This window comes from Streptomyces sp. NPDC111516 (assembly GCF_055635345.1).
This window is the reverse complement of the sequence record NZ_JBVKBV010000002.1, coordinates 167487-192860: the sequence shown is the minus strand read 5'-3', so window position 1 is coordinate 192860 and position 25374 is coordinate 167487. Positions and strand designations below refer to the sequence as shown.

Below are 25374 nucleotides of genomic sequence, written 5' to 3'. Positions count from 1 at the left end.
GTACCGGAGGTCAGCTTCGGGCGCGGAACCTGCTCCCGAAGCCGTAGTAGAGGCCGAGCAGGATGCCGCCCACCACCGCGACGACTCCCGTCGCCTTGCCCGAGCCGAAGGCCCCGGTGAGGACGATGGCCGCCGCATACACGCTGGGCAGCCACCAGTTGAAGCCGGACAGTCCGGCCGGACGCTGGTCCATGAGTTCTCCGTGAGTCGTCAGTCGGCCGGAGGGCCGGATGTGGTCACGCGCGGACGATCATGGCATCCCATTCCGGCTCTGCGGGGGGCGTTCCCGGAAATTGCGTGACCCTGTCAGGACAGCTGAGGTGCGCCCAGCCGGGCGAAGAGACCCTCGATCTCCGCGCGAAGCCGTTCATAGGTGAGGCAGACGTCGTCCAGGACGAGCGGCCCGTCCTGTCCGTAGCGGAACGACAGATGCGAGACGCTGATCCGTCCGGACACCTCGCCCGGGTCGGCCTTGGTGCCATCGTTCTCCGGCCCCCGCTCCCACCCCGTTACCCGACCGCACCCCACGGACACTGACAACAGCGCCCCGTTACCCGCCGGTTCAGCCCTGCGGCTGGAAGTAGCGGGCACCCTTCTCGATCAGGTGCGAGGCGTAGGCCCGCCCCAGGGCCGGCTTCCCCCGGTACATGCCCACGTAGCCCTGCGCACTGTCGACGACGACCGGCCGCGCGAAGCAGGCGAACTGATTGCGCTGCTTCTCCTCCGCCCACGCCATCGCGGCCGGATCGATCCGGTCGCTGACCAGAACGGGGAAGGAAGCGACGCCGGTCTGCATCCCGACGGGCAGACCGCCCTTGTTCTTCTTGGCGTACGCGAGCACCTGCGTGGTGAACGTGTCGATGACCGGCACGGTGATCTCGGGCACGGCGGCGGCCACGGTGAACAGATGCAGGTTGGTGGCCGCCCACCGCATCCGGAAGTCGGCCCGCCGCCCGACGAGCACCGGAACTCCGGCCCAGTCCTCCCAGCGGGGCGCGCAGCCGTCGGCCGCCAGCCGGCTCTCGACGGAGGCCAGGTAGTTACGTATCGACTCTTCGCTCATGGCCGCGATTGTCCATGGTCCGGGTCCTCTCGGGATACCCGCCGACCGGTTCGCCGGGCCGACCGGACCGCTCAGATGCCGGGTGAGCCGACTCGGGTGTAAGGAACGCCGACACTGGTGCCACCAGGGGTGACAACTCTGACGGTGACCGCGCCCATCGCGCCGGGCGGCGCCGTGGTCGTCAACTGGGTGTCGGAGACCACGGTGAAGCCGGCGGGCACGCTCCCGAACAGCACTGCGGTGGTATACGTCAGTGCTGAGCCGGTGACAGTCACCGTGTTCCCGCCTGCCGATGCCCCCTGGTTGGGTACCAGACCAGCGACTACCGGGGCACTCAGATACAGGTAGGCCACACTGTTGCTCGTGCCGCCGGGCGTGGTGACGGTGACCGGGACGGTGCCGCTGACACCGGGCGGCACCGTCGCTCTGATCTCCGTGGCCGAGACAATGGTGTAGGCGGTGGCCGCCGTCAGGCCGAAGCGAACCGCCGTGGCCTGGAGGAGATTCGCCCCGGTCAACGTCACGGCATTGCTACCGCCCACCTGACCGGACCCGGGGATGACACTGGTGAGAACCGGTGCGCCGAGATAGTAGTAGGGGATGGCTTGGCCGCTGGTACCACCAGGCGTGGTGACCGTGACGACAACCGGGCCCGGGCCGCCGGTGGGGACAACCGCAGTCAGCTGAGTCGGCGAGACGACGGCGAACGAAGTCGCCGCGTTCGCACCGAAGTGGACGGACGTCGTTCCGGTGAAGCCGGTCCCGGACAAGGTGGTGGTGTTCCCACCCACGAGCGGCCCCTGGGCCGGAGTCAGGCTGCCCAGAACCGGAGCGGCGACATACGTATAGGGGATTCCGGCGCTGGTGCCGCCCGGAGTGGTGATCGTGACGTCGACCGTGCCGGGGGGCGCGGCGGGGGCGACCGCGGTGGCCTGCGTCGCGGAGATGCCGATGAACGCGGCGGCCAGGGTACCGAAGCGAACCGAGGTGGCGCCGGTGAAGCCGGTTCCGGTCAAGGTGACCGTGTTCCCGCCCTCGACCGACCCCTGGTTGGGGGCGACGGAAATGATCGCGGGCGTCGCAATCGTGTAAGTGAAGCCAACGCCGTTGCTGGTTCCATCGGGCGTGGTCACCGTGATCTGGACGGTGCCTGTGCCGGCCGGGGCGACCGCGGTGATCTGGGTCGCGGACACCACGGTGAACGAAGCGGAGGTAGTACCGCCGAAGGTGACCGCGGTCGCGCCGGTGAAGCCGGTTCCGGTCAGCGTGACGACCGTTCCGGCGCCCCCCGACAAAGGGCTGCTCACCGTGATTACGGGGGCCGCCGCGGCCGTCGACGGTTGCGTAGCTCGGGGCATCGAGCTGCCGGAAATTTCCAAAGCCGTTCTCCTGTCGGGTGATTTGATCTGTGGGGTGTGATCGGGGCGTCGTGGACGGGATACGGAGATCGGAACGTGGTGGTCGGGGCGCCGCCCGGACCTCCTGGCCGGGCGGCGCTGAGCGAGTGGTGCCGAGTGGGTTGTCCGCCCGGCCGGGCACAGCATGTCCCGGACCGGGGCGGACGTCATGCATCCGGAGCGGTATCGGCGCCGCGCGCTGTTCCGCGTCGGCAGTCGGTGCCGCAGCCGGGGCGGATCAGATGCCGGGGCCCGTCACGTACGTGAAGGCGCCGACGTCCGTGGCTGTGCCCGCAGGGTTGGAGAGACCGACGTCGACCGCACCGACGGCGCCGGGCGGCGTAACGGTGGACACCGTCGTCGAGTTGACGACCGAGAACGGTGCCGGCACCCCGGCGAACGTGACCTGGCTCGTCGAGGTCAGGTTGGTGCCCGTGATGGTCACCGCCGTTCCGCCGGACGTCGATCCGGAAGTCGGAGTGATCGCGGCGATGGTCGGGGCGTCGATGTACGTGTACGACAGACCGTTGTTGGTGCCTCCGGCGGTCGTCACACTGACGCTCACCGGCCCGGCTGCCGCACCCGCGGGCACGACGACACTGATCTGGCTGTCCGACAGCACCGTCGGCGTGACGGTATTGGCGCCGAAGGACACCCCCGTGGCGGTGGACAGACCGGTGCCGCTGATGACGATGGTGTTGCCGCCTGCGGTGGGGCCCGAGTCCACGCTCAGACCGGATTTGAACGGGGCGCCGACGTAGAAGAAGGGAAGCGGGTTGCTGGTTCCGCCCGGGGTGGTCACCGTCACACCGACCGTGCCGGAGCCGGACGGCGAGACAGCGGTGACCTGGGTGGGCGAGACGTTGGTGACGGCGGTGGCCGGGTGGGTGCCGAAGTGCACAGCGGTGGTGCCTGTGAGGTTGGTGCCCGTGATGGTGACGGTGGTGCCGCCACCGGTGGAGCCCTGGTTCGGACTGATTGGCATGGTCGTCCTCCGTGTGTGTGAACTGGACTCCCGAATGCGGGAGTTGACTCCCAACTGGGTCCGGATCAAGACCCGTGGCCACGACTTGGACCACTGGGCCGCTGTCCGACCCCGGCTGACCTCGCGCGCCTCCTGCTCGGCCGGTCCCGCGGGTGCGCCGCCGGGCGCACGCGGGGCGACTTCCGAAAGGTGCCTGCTGGGGGGGAAGGCACCGTCAGCGGCCGTCGCCGCGCAGGGTGCATGGAGCCGTGATGAGCCATGTCGCGGGCCGCCGGCCCCGGACGCCGTGGCCGACGACTGCGCTCATGGCCTCGATGGCGAGGTACTCGGTGTGCGCGGTTGGTTCGCGCACCGCTCACTTGCAGAGGCCGGGGGCTGCCGCACCAGCCCCTGCCGCTGTTCGGCAGGGACGACTGGTCGGATCCAAGTCCTCTACAGGGGCGCCCATCGCGGCCGTCCGGAGCAAACGATGCCGAGGTCCGTCATGCGTGGACGGTCGGCGAACAGAACGGTTCCGCGCTCCCCCGGAGAGGGATGGGCGGCCCACCGGTTCGGTTACTCCAGTGACCCATAGAAATGGAATACGACACAAGCGCCCTGACTGCCCGCCACCTGAACGGACGAGCGCACGGGGGCGGGTCGATCAGCACGCCGGGGGGACCCGAATCCGCCGCCTCTCCCACCACGCGCGCCCCCCGGAAACCAGCACCCACCTGACCGGTTTCCGGCAACGACCACACCCGGCGCGGTGCCGGCAGACCCGGCGCGGAAGCGGGGAGGGGGCCGTCTCCTGACAGAGACGCCCCCTGAGACCCGCGTGATCGCCCGGTCAGCGCTGTGGTGCTGCTCGTGCCGCCGCCCGAGCCGGTTCTGTGGGCCGTCGGTGGCAAAGCGGCCCGCGCCCGCTCGCGCCTGTGGTCGGGCTCCCGCACCGCGCTGAACAATCGCCTTGCCCAAGACGTACGGACGCGTCTCAGCGGACTGAGGGGAACCACCGAAATGGACAGAGCGAAACGTCCGGATCGCAGAACTCTGCTAGCCGGCGGACTCATGGTCGCCTCGGCCGCACTGGCGGGGTGCTCATCGACGAGCGCCACCCCGATGGCGACCAGCACTTCGCCGGAAGCACGGCCGGCCACACCCGCCGAGGCGTTCGCGAGACTGATGGACGGCAACAAGCGCTGGGTGAGCGGAGACCTTCGACATCCCGACCGGGATCCGAACCGGCGCGAGTTCGTAGCCCGGAAACAGGAACCTTTCGGAGCGGTCCTCTCGTGCATCGACTCCCGGGTGCCGCCGGAACTCCTCTTCGACACCGGACTGGGTGACCTCTACGTGATGCGCACCGGCGGGGAGGCGGTCGGTCCGGTGGTCACGGGGTCCGTGGAGTACGGGCCCATGACGAGTGGCACTCCGCTCATCGTGGTCCTCGGGCATCAGCGCTGCGGCGCCGTCGAGGCAGCCCACAAATCCATCCGTGACGGCAAACCGCTGCCCGGCAACCTGGAGGCGATCGCCAGGGCCCTGCGGCCGGCGTACGAGCAGGCAGTCCGCGAAGGCGGCGCCGACCCGGTCGAGACCATGGCCCGCGCCCAGGTCGAACTGACCGCGGCCGACCTGCGTTCCAACCAGGACCTGGCCCCACTCGTAGGAAAGGGCGCCCTTGCCGTGGTCGGCGCCTACTACTCCCTCGACACCGGCAAGGTGGAAGTCCTGGCCGGCGCACCTTCCTGACCCGCCGATCGACGTACTCTCGTGTGATCACCTCGCATTGCCGCGCCGCCCAGCGGGTCCGGATCACCGACCTCGGGCCCGAGCTGGAGGGATGCTCGCGCAAGATGCCACTCGGCGACAGCCTCGTTTCCGGCCGAGGCGGACCTCGCCGGTGTGCTCATCTCTCACGGCACGAGAAGGGGAACGTCGCTGCTCCGTCGGCTATCGGGGCTGCCACGCCCGTACAAGGTCCTCGGGCCCCCAGTGCGCGGTGAGCGGCAGACCATCTGCCATGGGAGTGGAGGCGGCATCCCCTCTCAGCAGCATCCCAGCACGGGAAAAAAACCAGGGGCCCGGCTCGGAAGAGCCGGACCCCATCTGACCCGCATGTTTGCCAGGCCGTCAACGTCGCGTTATTTCATCCGCTCACACGTTGAAGCGGAACATATCGGGGCTGGATCTGACCTGCTGCGGAGCATCGATCGCGGCCCTGACCAGGCAATTCCCCGTTGGGAGGCGTTGGCTTCCGACGGGCATTTACGAGCGTCTTGCGGACTGCCTGCGGACTCGCGCAGACCGTGCCGAGGCACAGAAATCCAAGCCGCACCGGCCAAGCCGTCGACAAGATTGCGCAGGTGAGCAACCGCCCCCCCTGTGGGCAGCCACGAAGCCGCCGTCGGCCGCGCCCGGTACGACCGACGCACCACGACGGCTATGACCTGCGTCACATCCAATGTCTCCGGGGATGCTGGTCGGAGGCGCGCTGCTCGCCGTCGTCGCACTACCGGCCAATCTCTTCGCCCACACAACCGTCCCCGTGCATCTCTGGCTGCTCGCCCGCGACAAATCTCGCCACGTAGCCGTCGGCGAAAGCGATTCCGTCCTCTTCATCGACGCAAGCCGACTCGGTACGCAGGCTCCGCGCCAGACGCGTGTGCTCGGCCCGGCGGACAGGGAGCGCATCATCGGCCGGTTTCACGCATGGCTGCGGTCCCCCCACGCGACCCCGGACGATCCCGACTTCTCCTGCTCGGTCCCGTACGGAGAGATCCTGGAGAACGACGGATGTCCCCTCGACTCCAGGCTGTACGTGGCGCTGGCGCGGGAGCGACCGCCCGCGGCGCTGGACACGCGTCGCCTGCTCGACGAGCTGGTGGGGCAGGCCGAGTCGACAGCAGGGGCGGCTGCGCGAACAGCTCGCCCTGACACGGCGCATCCGCCACGGCGCGCTGGACGGAGGCATCATCCCCACGCCGTAGCCACCACCACGGCCGGGACTGCCGCGGGCATCGCCCCGCCACGCCACGGCCTGCCGACGGATCGACACCGAGTGTGCCCCCTCCCGGGCAGACGCGCACCCCCCAAGAAGGAGGCCGCGGGCACGGGTCATGGCGACCAGGAACTGACCGCGCGAGTTGCGGGCGTCCGGTCTCCGCTTCCACGGGACCGGGGGCGCGGGAGGCAGACCTGGGTTTGTACCTCAGATCCCGGCCGTGACCAGAGCGCATGGAGGGCGCGTTCTGGTACCGACGGTCCTCAAGATACGGGTGTCGAGGCAGTGGGGCCGATCCGGCCGAGGTAGACCTCGTCGCTGCGCTCATCTCGCAAGGTGTGAATCGGAGCGCATTGCTGACGATGCTCGTGTGCGGGGCTCCGCCGGATCATTCACGACGTGAGAGATCCCGGACTTCGCGGCTATCGGGGCTGCCACGCCCGTACGAGGTCCTCCGGCCCCCAGTGCGTGGTGAGCGGCAGATCATCGGTCACCCCACAGCGGGAGACCGCAACCAGTGGAGTATCCGGGGCGGTACCGGGGACGGCGAGCATGTCGCGCACCAAGGCGTCGTACTCATGACGGCCGAAGGGCTGGGTCTCCAGCCACTTGACCGACCCGACGAAGGACACCTGCCGGGCCACCGGCTCGCGGTCTGCACCGATGAGGTCGATCTCGGGGTTGTTCTGACGGTTCCACCAACCGCCGATGGCCTCGGTCTCGGGCCACTCATCATTGGGCATCAGACGCAGCAAGGACTCGCGGATCAGTGGCTCGACCGCCCGCCCGCGCCAACTGGTCCATGACCGCTCGATGCGTTCCAGTGCCAAGTCACCGCGGCCTCGCTCGATGAGTGGGATCGCGCGTGCCAGGAACGCCAGCCAGAACCGCAGATACGGGTCGGCGATGCGGTAGCGCTTGTTCTTGCTGTCCGGCTTGACCGACAGGGGGAGATCAGCAGCCAGGACTCGCTTGGCCTGCAGCATGGCCAGCAGCGGGGAGAGCGTACCGGACGGCAGAGCGCTGGCGCCGCCGGCCTGGGCTGCGATTGCACTGAACGTGCGCTCACCGCTGCCAACCGCTTCCAGCACGGCCCGTGAGTGCGAAGCCTCGGGGAATTCGCCCAGCAGGGACAGCTCGCCGGCCACCAGCAGGGGCGAGAGAGGATTGGCGACCGACGCCTGCAAGAAGGCTGTACGCCCCATTCCCGGCCGCCACGACTGCACGATCTCGGGGAATCCCCCAGTGATCAACTGGGCGTCGACGGCCCCTGCGGCGTCGAGTTCGGTCATGGCCTGTACGTCAGCCAGGTTCAGGGGGTGGACGGTCATTTTCGCTGCCCGACCGAAGAACGGGCGTCCGTACGACTGCAGTGCCTCCATCACCGATGTATCGCTGCCAACCAGCAGCAGAAGCACGGGCCTGGAGGACAAGTGACGGTCCCAGACAGTCTGGAGTGCGCCCTCGAATTCCTGATCCTGCTCGACCAGCCAGGGCACCTCGTCGATCACCGCGATGCTGGGCGAGTCATCGGGTACCGCGAGCGCCAGAGAGCGCAGGGCCTGGTTCCAGTCCTGCGCCTGGAGGCCGGCGACCAGCTCCGCCCCAGGCAGTAGCGACTGCGCGAGCGTCGCGGCAAAGTCGGCGCGCTCCGTCACAGGGTTGCGCCCACGGGTGGCCTGAAACACCACGTACGGCGCTCCCGAGCGGTCGCAGAACTCCTGGACCAGTCGCGACTTCCCTACTCGGCGCCGGCCCGTCATGATCACAGCCCGCCCCCGAGTGGCTCCAACCGCCTCTGCCACTGTCCGGTACTGCTCAGCCAGCAGCTCAAGATCTCCGGCCCGACCTTGAAACTCCACGACGCACCCCTGGAGACAATTAACGTAGATAGATTCTTACGTAGATTGAATCTTACTTCACCCACCTCGTGACCTGATGGATCGAACGGGGGAAAACCCAGGGGCCCGACTCAGAAGAGCCGGGCCCCTTCTGACCTGCTTTTTTGCCAGATCAGTGACGTATTGTATCGCGCCCACTACACGTTGAAGCGGAATGTCTACCGCATGATTCTGACCTGCGGCGGAGCCCTCTCCACGGCTCTGACCTGGGATTTGCTGGTTGGCATGCGTTGGCTCCCGACGGCCGTTTATGGGTGTCCTGCGGACTGGCTGCGGACTGGCCGGGCAGGCGGAGGTCGAGAAATCCATGGCACCCGGGCGGGACCTGCAACGAGACTGCGCAGGTGAGCGACTCCTACCCCTGCCCATGCTGCGGACACCGCGTGCTGGACGCAATGCCCGGCTCGTACGAGATCTGCCCCGTCTGCTTCTGGGAGGACGACGGGGTCCAGTTCCGCTGGCCGACCATGGGCGGCGGAGCGAACAAGGTCTCCCTGATCGAGGCCCAGCGGAACTACCAGGACTTCGGCGCCTGCGACCAGCACGGCCGGCGGTACGTCCGCCCTCCGGCCGAGGACGAGCCGCTCGACCCCGCCTGGCGCCCCATCGACCTGACACGCGACTCCTTCGAGGACTGGGCAGCCGAGGACCGTGCCCCCTGGCCCGACGACAGCTCGGTGCTCTGCTGGTGGCTCCCCACTTCCTGGCGCCGGGACCACCCATGACCGCCCACATCGAGAGACTCATCCAGCAGCTCGATGACTCGACCGGCCCGTCGTACGACGCCCGCGCGGAACTGATCGGCATCGGCTCCGACGCCATCCCCGCCATCATCGATGGTCTGCCCTCCCTCGGCGGCTTCGGTCAGCTGACCGCCATTGAGGTCTTCGAAGAGGTGGCGGACCCACGCTGCGGCCCCGCTCTGACCGTCCTCCTGGGCAGCAACAACCTCACCGTCCGGGAATGGGCGGCGATGGCCCTGGCGAGCCTGGAGATCGACGGCGCGGTCGAGCCCCTGCGCCGCGCCTACAGCGCCTGCCTGGAACGAGCGACGCCACCGGACTGGAGCGAGCCCGTCGGCATCCGCTGGGCCCTGACCGAACTCGGCGCACGCAGCCCTGTCGTCCCGCCGCTCACCGCACGCCTACGAGCGACCGCTGCGGATGACGCCCCCGGCTGGCTCTCGACCCACTTCGCCGAGATCATCAACGACCTGGCCGACCACGCCCAGGTGATCCTCTACTCCCAGTTCTGGCGGGTGGACGCCGGCGGCACATACGGCGTTTCCGGCACTGGCCTGGACTGGGAACTCGACTGGAGTGCGTCCTGGGGGCACCTGGTCGAAGAGTCCTGCACCTGGTCCCTGCTGGAAGCCTCCGAAGCCCCCGTCGGCGACAACATCTTCGTCGCTCCCACCTGGATCGACCGTACCGACCTGTACCCGGAGAGGTGACCGATGCCGTCCCAGCACCCCGAGGAGATCGGCTACGGCTACGTGATCGAGCGCTACGTGACGAGGAAGGAATCGGAGCACGCGCGCTACCTACAGCTCAAAAGCGGTCGCGTCCTGCGGCCCGGGTGGCCACACGCCGAACGCTTCACCCGTCACCTCATCGACGACGCAGCCACGATCACCGACGCCGAGCTGGAAGCCCTCCTCGGCTACGAGTGGCGCTCACGCCTCACTGCCGCCTGGCTGATCGGCGTAGGCCGGCGCGCCACGTTCCGCGAACGCATCGGCGACCTGCTCCTGGCCAGCGAGTTCTGCTTCTCCGGCAGCGCCTACTGCTTCGCCCTGGCCCGCTTCGGCACCCACGCGGACGCCGAGATCCTCGCCTCGTACCTGGACCACTACCTCCCCCGCACCGACCTCCGCTACGACCAGCCAGCCGCGCTCGGCGCCCTCCTGCGCCTCGACGCCCACCTCGGCACCCACCACGCCGACCGCTTCACCCTGCCCGGCGGCCTCTGGGACCAGTGGGTCAACGCCCTGACCCACCTCCACGACCACCCCTCTTACACCCCCGCCGAGCTTCGCCGCTGGACGGACCTCCAATGCGACTTCGCCAACGGCTGGTCCCGCTCCTGACCTCCCCCGCCCAAGCCGACGCGCGGCCACGGCACCGCGGGCACTGTTGTCGCGATTGTGTCTGCTGCAGCTCAACTCCTCTGAAATAGTTGGCAGATGAAACAGCTCTGGTTCGAGGCCGGCAAGAGAGGAAGCACCATGTCGTACTCGCTGGTCGTCGGTGAGCCCTACCCGATGCAGGTCAACTGGCCGAAGTCCGCTGCCAACCTGGTACTCAGCGCGAACTACGTCGAGATCATCCATTCGTTCGACGGCCTCACGTCGGACGAGCTGGCCGCCTTCACGACCGGCTCAGCGACGGTCGCGGTCACCGTCGGGGACAGACATTTGATGTGGTGCTACCGCTTCGACGCCCCGGCCCGCCCCGGCGCCCCGAAGGGGGCTCTCGGTTGGGGCGACTCGCCATGGGAGGCATACCGCCAACGCGACCGCACTGTCGGCGTGCCCGGGCAGCAAGGTGAGCCCTTCACCGCGTACATGGTGCTCGTCGATGCCTCGACCGGCATCGTCGAGGGTCTACGGACGGCCGAGATAGGCAAAGACGTCGCGGACGCGCTCCGGTACGGCGTCGCCCGTCAGCTCGCGCTGCCCTACGACCACGAGGCCGCATCGCGTGAGATCGACGCGGTGTACCGACGCCACCCCAGCACACAGAGCCTCCTGAGGGAGGCCATCGCCGGCCAGCGGATCCCTGCTCTCGACAGCTGACCGATCAGCCGCAGCCAAGTGGGGGTCACCGATGTGCATGGTCGACGAACTTCGCGAGGAGCCAAGCCCGTTGGGAGACGTATCCTTCCACCCAGATTGGAAGCTGGGGCAGGAGTCACGAAGGTGCATCCGTTCCCTGCCATGAGCATCGAGCACCGTAGGCGATAGGGGGAGACGGCATGGAGCTGCAGATCACCGTCGATACACAAGGCGACGACACGGCGGCCCACGATCTGTACTACTGGCTCCGGCAGGATCGTGAACTCCGGCGCCACGCACAGGTCGAGCTGGCACTGCCTGTTAGCGCTTCTGGCCGCATGAACGCGGGAGAGACCATCAACATGTTCGTCAGCAACGGTCTTGCCGCCGCGAGCCTGTTGGTGAACATCGTGGTTGCCTGGCGAACAGCCCGCCCATCGCCACCCGGGCCGGTCGTCATCGGCCGCGACGGAATGACCGTGACAGTCCACGACACATCAGAGGACACCCTGCGTCGCGTCGCGGCCCTGCTGACATCCGCACCTCCCGAAGTAGCGCCAGCGACCATCGGCACGAGCCAGGCGTCGGCGCCCTCCGTCTCCGAAGATCGGTGATGCGCCTGCCTGATCCTGACGGAACCCGTGTAGTGCTGATCGGGGTGGACGAATACCAACACTTCCCGCCCTTGCCGGCGGTGCGCAACAACCTCACCGAGCTGGCCAAGCTCTTCAGGTCCCCACTCGATGGGGGCCTTCCGGACAGACATTGCACGACGGTACTCAACCCCACTGACATCAACAGCGCGCTCGACCCCGTACACCGGGCGGCGAGTGAAGCGTCGGACACCCTGGTGGTGTACTTCGCCGGCCACGGTATGCGGCTATCCGATGGCTCCCTCCGTCTCGCCGTGCGCAACTCAGAACGGGGCAGGAAACAGTACGGGTCCGTGGCCTTCGACGACCTCCGTGCCGAAGTGTTGGACAGCACGGCTGCCAACAAGGTCGTGATCCTGGACTGTTGCTACAGCGGTGCTGCGCTGGAGGGGTTCATGGGGAGCACCGATGAGGTCGCGGACGGGACCACCATCGAAGGCACCTACGTCATGACCGCCTCAGCAGCGACGCAAGCGGCTATGGCTCCCCCGGATGCCCCACTTACAGCGTTCACCGGCGAACTCGTCAAAGCGATTGCCAATGGCATAGCTGGAGTGCCGGACCCGCTGGACATGAGCTCCCTGTACAAGTACGTGCACGGTCAACTCAAATCACAAGGAATGCCACTGCCCCAGCAACGAGCCAGCGGCCTGGGGCACGACATCGCACTGTTCCACAACAAGTGGCGCCCGCCCACAGAGAAACCGACGCTCTCGGTAAAGCGGGAGGAATGGTTCCGCGAGATTCATCACGAACTGCTCGGGCACTTGAGGGATGTCTCCGCACTCGCCCAAGACCAGCTCCGCCCCGAGTTCGGCGATCCGGCGCTCATCCGCTCCCTGCTGGTGGCGCGAATCGCCGTCCAACTCGCCCAGGGCAAAAGCACGACGACCATCAGCGGCATGCTCTCCGCCAGCGGGGTCTTCGCCACTCCGTGCCCCAACACTGACGAACTCTCCGAACTCATCGCCGAGGTCCAATTCGGATGCGAAACAGACGGGCTGGCCAGCAGCGTTCCATTCCTCGGAGGTCTGGGACTCTTTCCCTGGACGCCAGAGAGTACGTACATGCTGCTGAGCGAATACTGGGCTGCCCAGCGAAGCCGTACGATGCCTCGTCCGCGCGTGGAGCGGGAACTCAGCGAGCTTTGGGACACCGCGGACACCCGTGTCCTGAGCGCGCACTCCTCGCTGCCGTCCCTCCCACTGGTCACTTATCCCGACCCTTGGGAGAAGCTGAAGGCCGAGCCGGATCTTCGAGTCGGCACCGTCACGGCAATGATGCTCGGCGAGCGCAGTGGGGGCGACCGTGCATGGGAACACTGGATGTCCACTCGCCCGTGGAGCACACTCAAGGCCCGCCACTTGGTTCAGCTTGGTGGCGATCTCGTCCAGTGCAAGGCAGCTCAGCGGGCCCTCGCTCAGTACGTCGATCTGGCACCAGCGGGCCATAACTCCCGTGCAGTCTTTGTACGGGCGGCGGAGATCATCGAAGAGCAGTTGAAGGACATTGCACTAGCCATCGAAAGCATTAGCGCCATCGAGTACGACTTGCTACGCGAGCGCACAGCGGACGAGCACTTCCAGGACGGTTGCCTTGCCACCTTCAGCAAGCACCTTCTGAAGCGCTCTCAAGTCTTCACACCCTTCGAAGAAGATAAGATGAACCATGGCACATGGGCTGCGATTCCCTGGTGGCCCCTAGTCGTTCACGATAAGCACGAACAGCGGGCGGTTGAGGACTTCCTGAAACGCGGCGGCCTCCAACTGGGTGTCGCCGCCGAAAGTCCCGACGCCGACGAGCTCGTCATCAGCTGTGAGGAACCCGACCTCGGACCTTCATGGATAACCGCCCGGCTCATCTTCGATCTTCGCGACGTCGTGCAGGCCTGCGAGTTGCTCCTTCTGGGTCGGCGGCAATCCGTGGTTGTGGACTTCCTCACCGAGCACATCGATGAGTGGGACGATCGACAAGTGCATCTGGCCGGAAGTCTCGACCTCTCGCTCGGGCCGGAGATCGGAGCAAAACTGACCGATGTCGCAACCCGTGCCCTGCGCCGACTTTTGCCTGGTTCTCATGGCCCATCGCTCCATCACGAGGGCGTGCCGGCACTTGATCGGCTCCTCGGCTCGTCACGGCTTCCGAGGATCGCCCGCTGCCCTCGCTAGCCGGTGTGCTCGCACGCTCGGACGAGGCCGCAGTAGCCGACTTCGCGTGCGTACTCGCCACCTCCGCCATCCTGGCAGCAGCTACCGATCCGCATTCTTGAACAATGGTGACGGGCATGGACGTCGCCCCCTCGGAATGGCAGAAGCGCATCCGATGGTCGGCGCCGAGACCCACTGGTCGCAGCATCGCGCGGACTGCTGCGGACAGCAAGGCTCCCTGACTTGCGTCGTCGCAGGTCAGGGAGCCTCTGAAGTCTTGCTCACACGTTGAAGCGGAACTCCACCACGTCGCCGTCCTGCATCACGTAGTCCTTGCCCTCCATGCGGGCCTTGCCCTTGGCGCGGGCCTCGACGACCGAGCCTGTTTCGACCAGGTCCTCGAAGGAGACGATCTCCGCCTTGATGAAGCCCTTCTGGAAGTCGGTGTGGATGACACCGGCCGCCTCGGGGGCCGTGGCGCCCTTCTTGATCGTCCAGGCTCGGGCTTCCTTCGGTCCTGCGGTGAGGTAGGTCTGCAGGCCCAGGGTGTCGAAGCCGACGCGGCCGAGGGTGGCGAGGCCGGGCTCTTCCTGGCCCATGGACTGGAGGAGCTCGAGGGCCTCGTCGTCGTCGAGCTCGATCAGCTCGGACTCGATCTTGGCGTTGAGGAAGATCGCCTCGGCGGGGGCGACCAGGGAGCGCTGCTCGTTCTTGAAGTCCTCGTCGACCAGCTCGTCCTCGTCGACGTTGAAGACGTAGAGGAAGGGCTTGGTGGTGAGGAGGTGCAGCTCGTGGAGGAGCTTGCCCTTCTCCGTGCCCGCGGTGATTCCTGCGGAGAAGAGGGTCTGACCGGACTCGAGGATCTTCTGGGCCTCCTCGACCGCGGCGAGGACCGCGACCTTCTCCTTCTGGAGGCGGGACTCCTTCGTGAGGCGCGGGACGGCCTTCTCGACGGACTGGAGGTCGGCGAGGATCAGCTCGGTGTTGATCGTCTCGATGTCGTCCTTGGGCGAGACCTTGCCGTCGACGTGCACGACGTTCTCGTCCTTGAAGGCACGGATGACCTGGCAGATCGCATCGGACTCGCGGATGTTCGCGAGGAACTTGTTGCCCAGGCCCTCACCCTCCGAAGCGCCTCGCACGATGCCGGCGATGTCGACGAAGTCGACCGTCGCGGGGAGCAGGCGCTGCGAGCCGAAGATCTCCGCCAGCTTGTTCAGGCGGGCGTCCGGGACGCCGACGACGCCCACGTTCGGCTCGATCGTGGCGAACGGGTAGTTGGCCGCCAGCACGTCGTTCTTGGTCAGGGCGTTGAACAGGGTCGACTTGCCGACATTCGGCAGGCCGACGATTCCGATCGTGAGCGACACGTTGGCGACTTCCTGAGGAGTGGGGAGGAGGGGTGGAGAGATGGTGGAACGGGCGGAGACGCGTCGGCCCGGGTGGGCCGATTCTCCAGTTTACGGGCGGGCGCAACCGGGTACCAACGGGTCCGCTCGGGCTCCGGCTCCGGGCACCGCCCCGGCACCGATCCAGGCACCGTTTCGGTCGGCGTTCGGCCGTGTGGCATCGAACTCACCCCCAAGGTCACCCAAAGCGCGTGTCCCACACCCGTTTTCTCCCGCCTTGCGACCTACGTTGTCCCGGTGGAGCAGCACAGGACACGTCCCCCGCAGCGCAGGCAGTCTCAGCAGGCCCCGCTGTCCCCGCAAGGCACCATCGATGAAGCCGCCGCCGTCTATCGGGTGATGGACGCGAAGTCGGAGGGCCGGTCCCGGCCGGTGCCGCCCGCCGTTCTCGCGCTGCGCAGGCTGCCGAATCCCCGGCTGACGGGCATCGGTGCGGGGCTCTTCGCCGCCGCCTCCATGTTCGTACTGGCGTGCCTCGACGAGCTGCTGCTCGACGGTTCATCGGCCGTGTTCGGTGTGCTGTTCCTGCCGGTCAGCGCGCTGACCGCGCTGTGGGTGCGGCCCGCGGACCTGGTCACCGCCCCGATCATCGTGCCGATCGCGTTCGCCGTCGGGGTCATTCCGATCTCCGGTGGCCCCGGCGGATTCGCCGGTCAGACCATGGCGCTCGTCACCGCGCTCGCCGTACACGCCGGGTGGCTGTACGGCGGGACGCTCATCGCCGGGCTCATCGCGACCGTGCGTAAGGTACGGCTGATGCGGCAGCGGCAACGTCAGCGCCGGATGCTGCTCGCCGCCCAGACGGCCCGGGACGCGCAGCCGCCCCGTCGCCCGCAGCGCTGAGCGGGGGCGGCCGGGACGGGCCACACCGTCCTACACCTTGTCCGCCGCCGCCATCGCCGCCATCGCCGCTCCCACGATGCCGGCGTTGTTCTGCAGCTCCGCCGGCACCATCTCGGCCCGTACGTGCTCGATCAATGGGAGGAACTTGTCGGCCTTGCGGCTGACTCCGCCGCCGATGATGAAGAGTTCGGGCGAGAACAGCATCTCCACGTGGGCGAGGTACTTCTGCAGCCGGTGCGCCCAGTGGTGCCAGCTCAGTTGCTCGTCCTCCTTGGCCTTGGTGGAGGCATGCGTCTCGGCATCGTGGCCGTTCAGCTCCAGGTGGCCCAGCTCGGTATTGGGGACGAGCTTGCCGTCGATGAAGAGGGCACTGCCGATCCCCGTACCGAGCGTCAGCACGATGACCGTCCCCATGCGGCCGCGGCCCGCGCCGAACGTCATCTCCGCGATGCCGGCCGCGTCGGCGTCGTTCAGAACCGTGACGGGGAGGCCCAGCCTGTCGCCGAGCAGTCCGCGGGCGTCCGCGTCGATCCAGCCCTTGTCGACATTGGCCGCGGTACGGGTGCAACCGCTGGTGACGACGCCCGGGAAGGTGATGCCCACCGGACCCGACCAGTCGAAATGACCGACCACCTCGGCCACGCACCCGGCCACGTCCTTGGGCGTGGCCGGGTGCGGTGTCAGTACTTTGTGGCGCTCCTGCGCCAGGTCTCCGCGGTCCAGGTCAACGGGAGCGCCCTTGATCCCGGATCCGCCGATGTCCACGCCGAAGATCTGCATGCAATCCACGGTACGGGCAGGTGGCCCGGCCCACTTCCCGGAGCGGGAGGCCGTCGGCGCGAAGCCGTCACTCCCCGGCGAGTGCCGCGGCCTCGGCGCGCAGGTCGCGGCGGAGCTCCTTGGGCAGCGAGAACGTGATGGACTCCTCGGCCGCCTTCACGATCTCCACGTCCTCAAAACCGCGCTCCGAGAGCCATGCCAGGACGCCGTCGACCAGGACCTCGGGAACGGATGCGCCCGAGGTGACGCCGACCGTGGAGACACCCTCCAGCCAGGCCTCGTCGATCTCGTCCGCGAAGTCGACCAAATGGGCGTCACCGGCACCGGCGCCGAGGGCGACCTCGACCAGGCGGACCGAGTTGGAGGAGTTCTTGGAGCCGACGACGATCACGAGGTCGGCGTCCGCACCCATCTGCTTCACGGCGATCTGGCGGTTCTGCGTGGCGTAGCAGATGTCGTCGCTGGGCGGCGAGATCAGGAGCGGGAACTTCTCCTTGAGCGCGCCGACCGTCTCCATCGTCTCGTCGACGGAGAGTGTGGTCTGGGAGAGCCAGACCACCTTCGACGGGTCGCGCACCTCGACACCCGCGACGTCCTCGGGGCCGTCGACCAGCGTGATGTGCTCGGGGGCCTCGCCGGAGGTGCCGATGACCTCCTCGTGGCCCTCGTGGCCGATCAGGAGGATGTCGAAGTCCTCCTGCGCGAAGCGAACGGCTTCCTTGTGGACCTTGGTGACCAGGGGGCACGTCGCGTCGATCGTGGCGAGCTTCCGCTCGGCCGCCTCCTTGTGCACGGTCGGCGCGACGCCGTGCGCGGAGAACATCACGATCGATCCCTCGGGCACCTCCGCCGTCTCCTCGACGAAGATCGCGCCCTTCTTCTCCAGGGTCTGTACGACGTACTTGTTGTGGACGATCTCGTGGCGCACGTAGACCGGGGAGCCGTACTGCTCCAGGGCCTTCTCCACGGCGATCACGGCACGGTCCACGCCCGCGCAGTAGCCACGGGGAGCGGCGAGCAGGACGCGGCGGGGTGTCGTAGCAGTCATGCGCCCATCGTAAGGCCGCGTCGTGCGCGCGGAAGATCGGCGGGGTCGCGAGACTGATCCGTACGCGATCGACGGAGGGCTCATGGCGGGGACCGGCAGCGGCAACGGGGGCAGCGGCGGGGGCACGGAGGTGAGGGGAGCACACCAGGAGGCGGGCAGGCTGCGGCGGACTCTCGGCTTCCGGGATCTGGTGGTCTACGGGCTCCTCTTCATCGCGCCGATGGCGCCCGTCGGCGTGTTCGGCACGCTCGACGCGAAATCGGGCGGTGCGGTCGCGCTGGTCTATGTCGCGGCGACCGTGGTGATGGCGTTCACGGCCTTCAGTTACGCCCAGATGGTGCGCGTCGCCCCGCTGGCGGGCTCGGTCTTCGCGTACGCGCGCAGGGGGCTCGGCGAGGGGCCGGGGTTCATCGCCGGGTGGATGGCGATGCTCGACTATCTGCTGATCCCGGCAGTCGCGTATCTCTTCTCGGGAATCGCGCTGAACGCGCTGGTGCCGTCGGTGTCGCAGTGGGTGTGGACGGCGCTGGCGGTCGTGGTCACCACGCTCCTCAATCTCTGGGGCGTGCGGACCGCCGCCCGGGTCGGCTTCGCGGTGCTCGCGATGGAGATCGTGGTGCTGCTGGTGTTCCTGGTGTCTGCGGTGGTGGTTCTCGTGCGGGACGGGGCGCAGCGCGGCTGGCTGACTCCGCTCACGGGTGATTCCGGTTTCTCCCTGTCGGCGGTGCTGGGGGCGGTATCGGTGGCCGTGCTGTCGTATCTGGGCTTCGACGCGATCGCCTCGTTCGCGGAGGAGGTGACGGGGGGCTCGTCGAAGGTGGCGCGGGCGGTGCTGTTCTGTCTGGTGCTCGCGGGTGTGCTGTTCGTGGCGCAGGGGTATCTGGCGGCGCTGCTGGAGCCGATGACGTCGGCGGAGCTGGCCGCCGATCCGGCGACGCAGGGCTCGGCGTTCTACTACACGGTGGACTCCGCGGTGGGGACCTGGCTGCACGATCTGGTGGCGGTCAGCAAGGCGATCGGGGCGGCCTTCGCGGCGCTGGCCGGGCAGGCGGCCGCGGGGCGGCTGCTGTTCGCGATGGCCAGGGAGCGGCGGCTGCCCGCGCTGCTGTCGAAGGTCGATCCGCGGTCCGGGGTGCCGCGGGTGGCGATCCTGCTGGCCGCGGTGGTGACGCTGGTGGCGGCGGTGTGGGCGGCCCGGCGCGCCGACGGTCTCGACCGTCTGGTGTCGGTCGTCGACATCGGTGCGCTGACGGCGTTCGTGCTGCTGCACGCGTCGGTGGTCGGCTGGTTCGCCGTACGCCGGATGGAGGGGCCGCCGAGCTGGTGGCGGCATGTGGTGGTGCCGGTGGTGGGTGCGGGGGTGCTGATCGCGGTGATCGTGGAGGCGACCACGAGCGCCCAGGTGGTGGGGGTGTGCTGGCTGGGGGTGGGGCTGGTGGTGCTGGCGTTGCAATTGGGGCGACGCGCGGCCTGAGGGGGCGTGTCCCGCCCATGGGGGGTGACTGTTGTCGTCGGCGGGGGGCTGTTGTCGTCGGCTGGGAATGGCTGCCGTGGTCGGCCGCGAGTGACCGCTGTCTCCGGCGACGGCTGATTGTCGGTGGGGGCGGATACGCTCGCTCGCATGGCTCTCCAAACGTCCGCGGAAGCTCCGCTGCCCGTCGGTGATGTCTCGCGGCTCATCGGCGGGTGGATCGACCGGCTCGGGGCGGTGTGGGTCGAGGGGCAGATCACCCAGTTGTCGCGGCGGCCGGGCGCGGGCGTGGTGTTCCTGACGCTGCGCGACCCGTCGCAGGACATCTCGGTGAGCGTGACGTGCTTCCGCCAGGTCTTCGACCGGATCGCGGACGTGGTGACGGAGGGGGCGCGGGTCGTCGTCCTTGCCAAGCCCGAGTGGTACGCGCCCCGCGGTCAGCTGTCCCTGCGGGCCACGGAGATACGGCCGGTCGGGATCGGTGAGCTGCTGGTCCGCCTTGAGCGGCTGAAGAAGTCGCTGGCCTCGGAGGGGCTCTTCGCGCTCGACCGGAAGAAGCCGCTGCCGTTCCTGCCGCAGCTGATCGGGCTGGTCTGCGGGCGGGCCTCGGCGGCCGAGCGCGATGTCCTGGAGAACGCGCGGCGGCGGTGGCCCGCGGTGCGGTTCGAGGTGCGCAACACCGCGGTGCAGGGGGTGCACGCGGTGAATCAGGTGGTGCAGGCCGTGAAGGAGCTGGACGACCTCCCGGACGTCGACGTGATCGTCGTGGCGCGGGGTGGCGGCAGCGTGGAGGACCTGCTGCCGTTCTCGGACGAGCAGCTGATCCGTACGGTCGCCGCGTGCCGTACGCCGGTGGTGTCGGCGATCGGCCATGAGCCCGACTCCCCGCTGCTCGACCTGGTCGCTGACCTGCGCGCCTCCACGCCGACGGACGCGGCGAAGAAGATCGTGCCCGACGTGGGCGAGGAGCTGGACCGGGTGCAGCAGCTGCGGGACCGTGCGCTGCGGACGGTACGGGGGCTGCTGGACCGGGAGGAGCGGGGGCTGGCGCACGCGCTGGGCAGGCCGTCGATGGAGCACCCCCGGCGGATGGTGGACGAGCGGGCCTCGGAGATCGACGCGCTGATCGGGCGGGGGCGGCGGGTGCTGGGGCATCTGCTGGACCGGGCGGACTCGGAGCTCGCCCACACCCGGGCACGGGTGGTCGCGTTGTCCCCCGCGGCGACGCTGGAGCGCGGATACGCGGTGCTGCAGCGGGCGGACGGCCATGTGGTCCGGGCTCCGGCCGACGCCGGGTCGGTGGGCGATGTGCTCCGGGCGCGGGTATCGGGGGGCGAGTTCGCGGTGCGGGTGAGCGAATGAGCGGGGGTTCGGGGGCGGGAGCCCTCGAAGGTGATGACGGACGAGGCCGAAGGCTCCTGGCGGGGCGGAACGTAGGGTGGAGCGCATGACGGACGACGGGACCACGGCGGCCGGAGCCACGGGCACGCTCGGCTACGAGCAGGCCCGGGACGAGCTGATCGAGGTGGTACGCCGCCTGGAAGCAGGCGGTACGACGCTGGAGGAGTCCCTCGCACTGTGGGAGCGGGGCGAGGAACTGGCGAAGGTGTGCCGGCACTGGCTCGAAGGCGCGCGGGCACGGCTGGACGCGGCCCTGGCGGGGCCCGCGGAGAACGGCGGCGAACGAACAGCCGGCAACGACAGCGGCAACGGCTGAGACAGCCCTGGACGCGTCCGGCCGGAGCGGGGTGCCCGTGGCGGCGGCCCGGGCCGGCCGGGTGCGCGTCGGCGCAACAGGGCCTGTGGAACGGCCTGTGGAACGGATCACTCCGCACCAATTTTAGTTGAAAGTTAACGTACCTCTCCGTTACGGTGATCGGCGTTGCTTGATCCCCCCTGCACGCCCGGAAGGTAATACGCACCATGTCGCTCGTTCTCGACCCCGCCGCCCAGGATCTCCTCTTCCGCGAGGCCCGCACCGCCAACACCTTCACCGACGAGCCGGTGAGCGAGGAGCAGGTCCAGGCGATCTACGACCTGGTCAAGTACGGCCCGACCGCGTTCAACCAGTCGCCGCTGCGCGTGATCCTGGTCCGCTCCGACGAGGGCCGCGAGCGCCTCGTCAAGCACATGGCCGAGGGCAACCGGCCGAAGACCTCGACCGCCCCGCTGGTCGCCATCCTGGTCGCCGACAACGAGTTCCACGAGGAGCTCCCGGCCCTGATGCCGCACTTCCCGCAGGCCAAGGACGCCTTCTTCTCCGAGCGCCCGGTCCGCGAGTCGTCCGCCGCGCTCAACGGCGCGCTGCAGGCCGCGTACTTCATCATCGGCGTCCGCGCCGCCGGTCTGGCCGCGGGCCCGATGACCGGCTACGACGCCGCGGGTGTCGAGAAGGAGTTCCTGGACGGCGACCACAAGGTGCTGATGGTCGTCAACATCGGCAAGCCGGGCGAGGACGCCTGGTTCCCGCGCCTGCCGCGCCTCGCCTACGACGAGGTCGTCACGACCGTCTGATCGCCCCCTCCGTACGGATCCGGCCCTGGAGCAGCATGTGTGCTGCTCCAGGGCCGGATCCGTAGGCGCGCGTTCGGCGTCAGGACGACTTGAGTGCGGCCGCCATCTCCGCCAGCCGCTCCGTCGAGGCGGAGCCCGTGACCACCGTGGTCGCGCCCTTGTCCTGGCGCACGAGGGCGTCGTACTTGTCGCCCTTCCAGTGCTGCCACGTCTCGCCCGCGACCTGCTGCGTACGCCCGGTGTCCCGGGCGTCATGGCTGACCTCGGTCACGTACTTCTTCGCCGGGGAAGTGGACTGCTCCACCGCGACGTACTTGCCCTCCGGGTCGAGGAAGCCCAGGTGCCAGCTGTCGCCGGCCTTGCTGTCGTAACTGACCGAGGTCGGCTTCCACTCCTTGGCCAGTCCGTCCGGGGCGGCCACCGGGTACGGTGCCGCGCGCCGCGCCGTCAGAAGCTCCACCCGGTAGTCGACCGCCTTGACCGGGTTGGCGTTCTCGTCGTGCGGAACGAAGATGTAAACAACGCCTGCCGCGGCAGAGATCACCGCCATCGACAGGAACATGTCCCGCACCGTCTGCTTGCCTCGCTTGCTAGCCACGGGTCCATCGTCGCATTAGGCCCGGTCGGCCCGACCCCGGGGCAGCCCGCTCATAAGTGACCCGGTCTGCTCATTTTGTCGACCTGACGATAGAGTCACAGCACCCTCTTCCGGTCGTCGTCGTACAGAAAGGTGCGCTCCGATGTCCGAGCATCATCTGCCGTCTCAGCTCGAGGTCTCCCCGGAGGCCCCCGACCGCAACCTCGCCCTGGAACTGGTCCGGGTCACCGAGGCCGCCGCCATGGCGGCCGGGCGCTGGGTGGGCCGTGGCGACAAGATCGGCGCCGACGGCGCCGCCGTGAAGGCCATGCGGACCCTCGTCTCCACCGTCTCGATGAACGGCGTCGTCGTCATCGGCGAGGGCGAGAAGGACGAAGCTCCCATGCTGTTCAACGGCGAGCGCGTCGGTGACGGCACCGGCCCCGAGGTCGACATCGCCGTCGACCCGATCGACGGTACGACCCTGAACGCCAAGGGCATGCCGAACGCGATCGCCGTGCTGGCCGCCGCCGACCGAGGCGCCATGTTCGACCCGTCCGCGGTCTTCTACATGGACAAGCTGGTCACCGGCCCCGAGGCCGCCGACTTCGTCGACATCAACGCACCCGTCTCCGTGAACATCCGGCGTGTCGCGAAGGCCAAGAACTCCACGCCCGAGGACGTCACCGTCGTCGTCCTCGACCGCCCCCGTCACGACGGCATCGTCAAGGAGATCCGCGAGACCGGCGCCCGGATCAAGTTCATCTCCGACGGCGATGTCGCGGGCTCGATCATGGCCGCCCGCGAAGGGACCGGCGTCGACCTGCTGATGGGCATCGGCGGCACCCCCGAGGGCATCATCTCGGCCTGCGCCATAAAGTGCCTCGGCGGCGTGATCCAGGGCAAGCTCTGGCCGAAGGACGAGGCCGAGCGGCAGCGTGCGCTGGACGCCGGGCACGACCTGGACCGGGTGCTGTCCACCGACGACCTGGTCAGCGGCGACAACGTCTTCTTCGTCGCGACCGGCATCACGGACGGTGAACTGATGCGTGGTGTGCGGTACCGCGCCGAGACGGCGACCACCGAGTCGATCGTCATGCGGTCCAAGTCCGGCACCATCCGGAAGATCGACTCGACGCACCGGCTGTCGAAGCTGCGCGCCTACAGCGCGATCGACTTCGACCGCGCGAAGTAGCCCCCACCCCGGAGTCCGGGGAGAGGAACGCGAAGAGGCGCCCCCGTGTGCGGTGGGGGCGCCTCTTCGCGCGTACGGACGCGCACGGACCCGTACGGACGCACACGGGCGGCGAGAAAAGACCGGTTCGGTCCGGTTCAGCTCCCGATGCTCAGGCACTCACGCGCGCCGGCATTCCGGCCCCACCGGAGCGCCGTGTGCCCGCCGGTCAGCCCGCCGCTGCGATGCGGCCCGTCGCGCCGGAGGATGCGGATGATGCCTTGAGCTCCATCTCTCGCCGTCTGCGACGGGCGAGCACCACACGGCGTTCGGCGGCGGTGAGGCCGCCCCACACCCCGTACGGTTCCGGCTGTATGAGGGCGTGTTCCTGGCATTCGACCATCACCGGACAGCGCGCGCAGACCCGCTTCGCGGACTCCTCGCGCGCGAGTCTGGCAGCAGTCGGCTCCTTCGACGGGGCGAAGAACAGCCCGGCCTCGTCCCGGCGGCACACCGCCTCCGAGTGCCAGGGGCCGGCCTGGTCCTCCCGAGCGGCGATGCGCTGGGGAGGGACGGCGGCGACCTGCAGGGGGTGATGCGGCAGTTGCAGCACGGTCTACTCCTGACGACGGCTTACGGCTTCGCGAGCGAGAGACGATGCAGCAGTCCCTACCCGCTGTGCGTGCGCCTATGCACTGCGTGGCCCCGGTTCCGGGCCGCGAAATCGCGATCGGTCAGGCATTTGGCTTGTTTTCGAAGGAGTTCGGGGGGACGGACGGACCACTTCGCTCCCAGGCCCTGTCCTGCCGATCTTCGCGGGCCCGGAACGCCTGGCACGACACCTCGCCGCGTTGTCGTCAGTCGCCCGAGTACGTCCGGTACGAGGACGATCCTCCGCCCAGCGATGCACCGCACCAGACGCCCCGGGCTGATCCACGAAGATCGACAGGACAGGACCTAGCCGAGGTATTTACGCAGCCGGTCCTGGAGATCCGCGATGAACTTCCCGCGTTTGGGCTTCGCCTCGACGCTGCCGAACACCGAATAGCCATTGACGACGACCACTGGCGCCTCGGGGTCGGCGGATTCCAGCGTGCGGACTTCGAAATTACCGAAGACGCCCGTTCCGCTGCCGCGCAGCGAGATGTTCTCGGGGACCTTGATCTCGACACTTCCGAAGATGGAGGTCGCGTTGACCACCGTGAGTCTCTGGCCGAAAAGCGCCTCGGTCAGGTCGATCTCCACACTGCCGAAGAGCGCGAAGGCGTTCGTGCGGCCGCCGACCCGCCAACGGCCCCTTCGGGTGGAGCTGCTGAAGATCGCCACCAGGTTCTCGGCGGGGCCCGTCGGACCCTCCTGGCCGTGCGCGCCGGGCGCGGCGGCCGGGCGGGAGGAGCCCGACGGGGCGGGCAGATCCCGTACCAGTGGTTCGAGCTCACCGACGGTCTTGGCACGGTAGACCGCGTCGACCCGCTCGGCGTGTTCCTCGGCGGTGAGCCGGCCCTCGGCCATGGCCTCGCGCAGGATGTCCGCGATCCGGTCGCGGTCCGCGTCGGAGGCGCGGATACCGGCCGGCTCCGCCGGGGCTACGGGCTGCTGGGGGTGCTTTTCGAGGTCCACCGGCCCAGCGTACCCAAACGCGATAGATCG

At 68.5% G+C, this 25374-nt stretch carries 27 protein-coding genes; 14 read left to right on the top strand and 13 right to left on the bottom strand.

Annotation, left to right across the window (positions count from 1 at the left end):
• Window positions 1-10 precede the first annotated feature (10 nt).
• From ACZ7L9_RS06515 to ACZ7L9_RS06490, 6 genes are all read right to left on the bottom strand, one after another.
• Window positions 11-193 (bottom strand): hypothetical protein, encoded by a 183-nt coding sequence (locus ACZ7L9_RS06515; protein WP_471413090.1) that lies wholly within the window; start codon window positions 191-193, stop codon window positions 11-13.
• A 113-nt stretch (window positions 194-306) separates the two neighbouring features.
• The gene (locus tag ACZ7L9_RS06510) at window positions 307-456 is read right to left on the bottom strand and encodes a hypothetical protein (RefSeq protein ID WP_471413089.1); all 150 of its coding nucleotides are present in this window, start codon (window positions 454-456) and stop codon (window positions 307-309) included.
• Window positions 457-562: 106 nt separating this feature from the next.
• On the bottom strand, window positions 563-1063 hold the full coding sequence (locus tag ACZ7L9_RS06505) for a levansucrase (RefSeq protein WP_471413088.1): 501 nt from the start codon (window positions 1061-1063) through the stop codon (window positions 563-565).
• A 71-nt stretch (window positions 1064-1134) separates the two neighbouring features.
• Window positions 1135-2370 (bottom strand): IPT/TIG domain-containing protein, encoded by a 1236-nt coding sequence (locus tag ACZ7L9_RS06500; protein ID WP_471413087.1) that lies wholly within the window; start codon window positions 2368-2370, stop codon window positions 1135-1137.
• 328 nt (window positions 2371-2698) lie between these two features.
• Window positions 2699-3445 carry an IPT/TIG domain-containing protein gene (locus ACZ7L9_RS06495; RefSeq protein WP_471413085.1) on the bottom strand — a complete coding sequence of 249 codons (747 nt, stop codon included), beginning with the start codon at window positions 3443-3445 and terminating at the stop codon, window positions 2699-2701.
• 214 nt (window positions 3446-3659) lie between these two features.
• Window positions 3660-3797 (bottom strand): hypothetical protein, encoded by a 138-nt coding sequence (locus tag ACZ7L9_RS06490; RefSeq protein ID WP_471413084.1) that lies wholly within the window; start codon window positions 3795-3797, stop codon window positions 3660-3662.
• Window positions 3798-4546: 749 nt separating this feature from the next.
• Here ACZ7L9_RS06490 and ACZ7L9_RS06485 point away from each other — a divergent pair.
• Both ACZ7L9_RS06485 and ACZ7L9_RS06480 read left to right on the top strand, forming a co-directional pair.
• A complete protein-coding gene (locus tag ACZ7L9_RS06485; RefSeq protein ID WP_471413083.1) occupies window positions 4547-5179 on the top strand; it encodes a carbonic anhydrase in 633 nt (210 codons plus the stop codon).
• Between the two features lie 712 nt (window positions 5180-5891).
• Window positions 5892-6740: an N-6 DNA methylase gene (locus ACZ7L9_RS06480; protein ID WP_471413081.1), complete on the top strand. Its 849-nt coding sequence runs from the start codon at window positions 5892-5894 to the stop codon at window positions 6738-6740.
• Between the two features lie 113 nt (window positions 6741-6853).
• Here the strand turns inward: ACZ7L9_RS06480 and ACZ7L9_RS06475 are convergent, their stop codons facing one another.
• On the bottom strand, window positions 6854-8293 hold the full coding sequence (locus tag ACZ7L9_RS06475) for an ATP-binding protein (RefSeq protein ID WP_471413080.1): 1440 nt from the start codon (window positions 8291-8293) through the stop codon (window positions 6854-6856).
• Between the two features lie 383 nt (window positions 8294-8676).
• Here ACZ7L9_RS06475 and ACZ7L9_RS06470 point away from each other — a divergent pair, with 383 nt between their 5' ends.
• The 6 genes from ACZ7L9_RS06470 to ACZ7L9_RS06445 all read left to right on the top strand — a co-directional run bounded on the left by ACZ7L9_RS06470 (window position 8677) and on the right by ACZ7L9_RS06445 (window position 13929).
• Entirely contained in the window at window positions 8677-9057 is a 381-nt protein-coding gene (locus ACZ7L9_RS06470; RefSeq protein ID WP_471413078.1) for a CPCC family cysteine-rich protein, read from the top strand.
• Complete coding sequence (locus ACZ7L9_RS06465; RefSeq protein ID WP_471413077.1) at window positions 9054-9785, top strand: HEAT repeat domain-containing protein; 732 nt, start codon at window positions 9054-9056, stop codon at window positions 9783-9785. The genes ACZ7L9_RS06470 and ACZ7L9_RS06465 overlap by 4 nt, the downstream gene beginning before the upstream one ends.
• Window positions 9786-9788: 3 nt before the next feature.
• On the top strand, window positions 9789-10421 hold the full coding sequence (locus ACZ7L9_RS06460; RefSeq protein WP_471413076.1) for a DUF6000 family protein: 633 nt from the start codon (window positions 9789-9791) through the stop codon (window positions 10419-10421).
• A gap of 96 nt (window positions 10422-10517) precedes the next feature.
• Window positions 10518-11129 carry a hypothetical protein gene (locus ACZ7L9_RS06455; protein WP_471413074.1) on the top strand — a complete coding sequence of 204 codons (612 nt, stop codon included), beginning with the start codon at window positions 10518-10520 and terminating at the stop codon, window positions 11127-11129.
• 179 nt (window positions 11130-11308) lie between these two features.
• Window positions 11309-11722 (top strand): effector-associated constant component EACC1, encoded by a 414-nt coding sequence (locus ACZ7L9_RS06450; protein WP_471413073.1) that lies wholly within the window; start codon window positions 11309-11311, stop codon window positions 11720-11722.
• Between the two features lie 32 nt (window positions 11723-11754).
• Window positions 11755-13929 carry a caspase family protein gene (locus ACZ7L9_RS06445; RefSeq protein WP_471413071.1) on the top strand — a complete coding sequence of 725 codons (2175 nt, stop codon included), beginning with the start codon at window positions 11755-11757 and terminating at the stop codon, window positions 13927-13929.
• Window positions 13930-14189: 260 nt separating this feature from the next.
• On the opposite strand, the gene ychF is transcribed toward ACZ7L9_RS06445, so the two are convergent.
• On the bottom strand, window positions 14190-15278 hold the full coding sequence (gene ychF / locus ACZ7L9_RS06440) for a redox-regulated ATPase YchF (protein WP_384452098.1): 1089 nt from the start codon (window positions 15276-15278) through the stop codon (window positions 14190-14192).
• 276 nt (window positions 15279-15554) lie between these two features.
• Here ychF and ACZ7L9_RS06435 point away from each other — a divergent pair, with 276 nt between their 5' ends.
• On the top strand, window positions 15555-16160 hold the full coding sequence (locus ACZ7L9_RS06435) for a DUF6542 domain-containing protein (protein WP_471413068.1): 606 nt from the start codon (window positions 15555-15557) through the stop codon (window positions 16158-16160).
• Between the two features lie 30 nt (window positions 16161-16190).
• Here ACZ7L9_RS06435 and ppgK read toward each other — a convergent pair whose 3' ends face one another.
• Window positions 16191-16940: a polyphosphate--glucose phosphotransferase gene (ppgK, locus tag ACZ7L9_RS06430; RefSeq protein WP_471413066.1), complete on the bottom strand. Its 750-nt coding sequence runs from the start codon at window positions 16938-16940 to the stop codon at window positions 16191-16193.
• Between the two features lie 67 nt (window positions 16941-17007).
• Window positions 17008-17988, bottom strand: a complete 981-nt coding sequence (locus tag ACZ7L9_RS06425; protein WP_471413065.1) for a 4-hydroxy-3-methylbut-2-enyl diphosphate reductase — start codon at window positions 17986-17988, stop codon at window positions 17008-17010.
• 82 nt (window positions 17989-18070) lie between these two features.
• Between ACZ7L9_RS06425 and ACZ7L9_RS06420 the strand changes: the two genes are divergently transcribed.
• From ACZ7L9_RS06420 to ACZ7L9_RS06405, 4 genes are all read left to right on the top strand, one after another.
• Complete coding sequence (locus tag ACZ7L9_RS06420) at window positions 18071-19462, top strand: APC family permease (RefSeq protein ID WP_471413063.1); 1392 nt, start codon at window positions 18071-18073, stop codon at window positions 19460-19462.
• 147 nt (window positions 19463-19609) lie between these two features.
• Entirely contained in the window at window positions 19610-20821 is a 1212-nt protein-coding gene (gene xseA / locus ACZ7L9_RS06415; protein ID WP_471413061.1) for an exodeoxyribonuclease VII large subunit, read from the top strand.
• 85 nt (window positions 20822-20906) lie between these two features.
• A complete protein-coding gene (locus ACZ7L9_RS06410; RefSeq protein WP_471413060.1) occupies window positions 20907-21176 on the top strand; it encodes an exodeoxyribonuclease VII small subunit in 270 nt (89 codons plus the stop codon).
• 206 nt (window positions 21177-21382) lie between these two features.
• The gene (locus tag ACZ7L9_RS06405; RefSeq protein WP_471413058.1) at window positions 21383-21973 is read left to right on the top strand and encodes a malonic semialdehyde reductase; all 591 of its coding nucleotides are present in this window, start codon (window positions 21383-21385) and stop codon (window positions 21971-21973) included.
• 79 nt (window positions 21974-22052) lie between these two features.
• On the opposite strand, the gene ACZ7L9_RS06400 is transcribed toward ACZ7L9_RS06405, so the two are convergent.
• A complete protein-coding gene (locus ACZ7L9_RS06400; RefSeq protein WP_471413057.1) occupies window positions 22053-22571 on the bottom strand; it encodes a DUF4245 domain-containing protein in 519 nt (172 codons plus the stop codon).
• Between the two features lie 142 nt (window positions 22572-22713).
• Here ACZ7L9_RS06400 and glpX point away from each other — a divergent pair, with 142 nt between their 5' ends.
• Complete coding sequence (gene glpX / locus ACZ7L9_RS06395) at window positions 22714-23745, top strand: class II fructose-bisphosphatase (protein ID WP_471413055.1); 1032 nt, start codon at window positions 22714-22716, stop codon at window positions 23743-23745.
• Window positions 23746-23953: 208 nt separating this feature from the next.
• Here the strand turns inward: glpX and ACZ7L9_RS06390 are convergent, their stop codons facing one another.
• Window positions 23954-24337 (bottom strand): WhiB family transcriptional regulator, encoded by a 384-nt coding sequence (locus tag ACZ7L9_RS06390; protein ID WP_471413054.1) that lies wholly within the window; start codon window positions 24335-24337, stop codon window positions 23954-23956.
• 344 nt (window positions 24338-24681) lie between these two features.
• Entirely contained in the window at window positions 24682-25344 is a 663-nt protein-coding gene (locus ACZ7L9_RS06385) for a DUF1707 SHOCT-like domain-containing protein (RefSeq protein WP_471413052.1), read from the bottom strand.
• Window positions 25345-25374 lie beyond the last annotated feature (30 nt).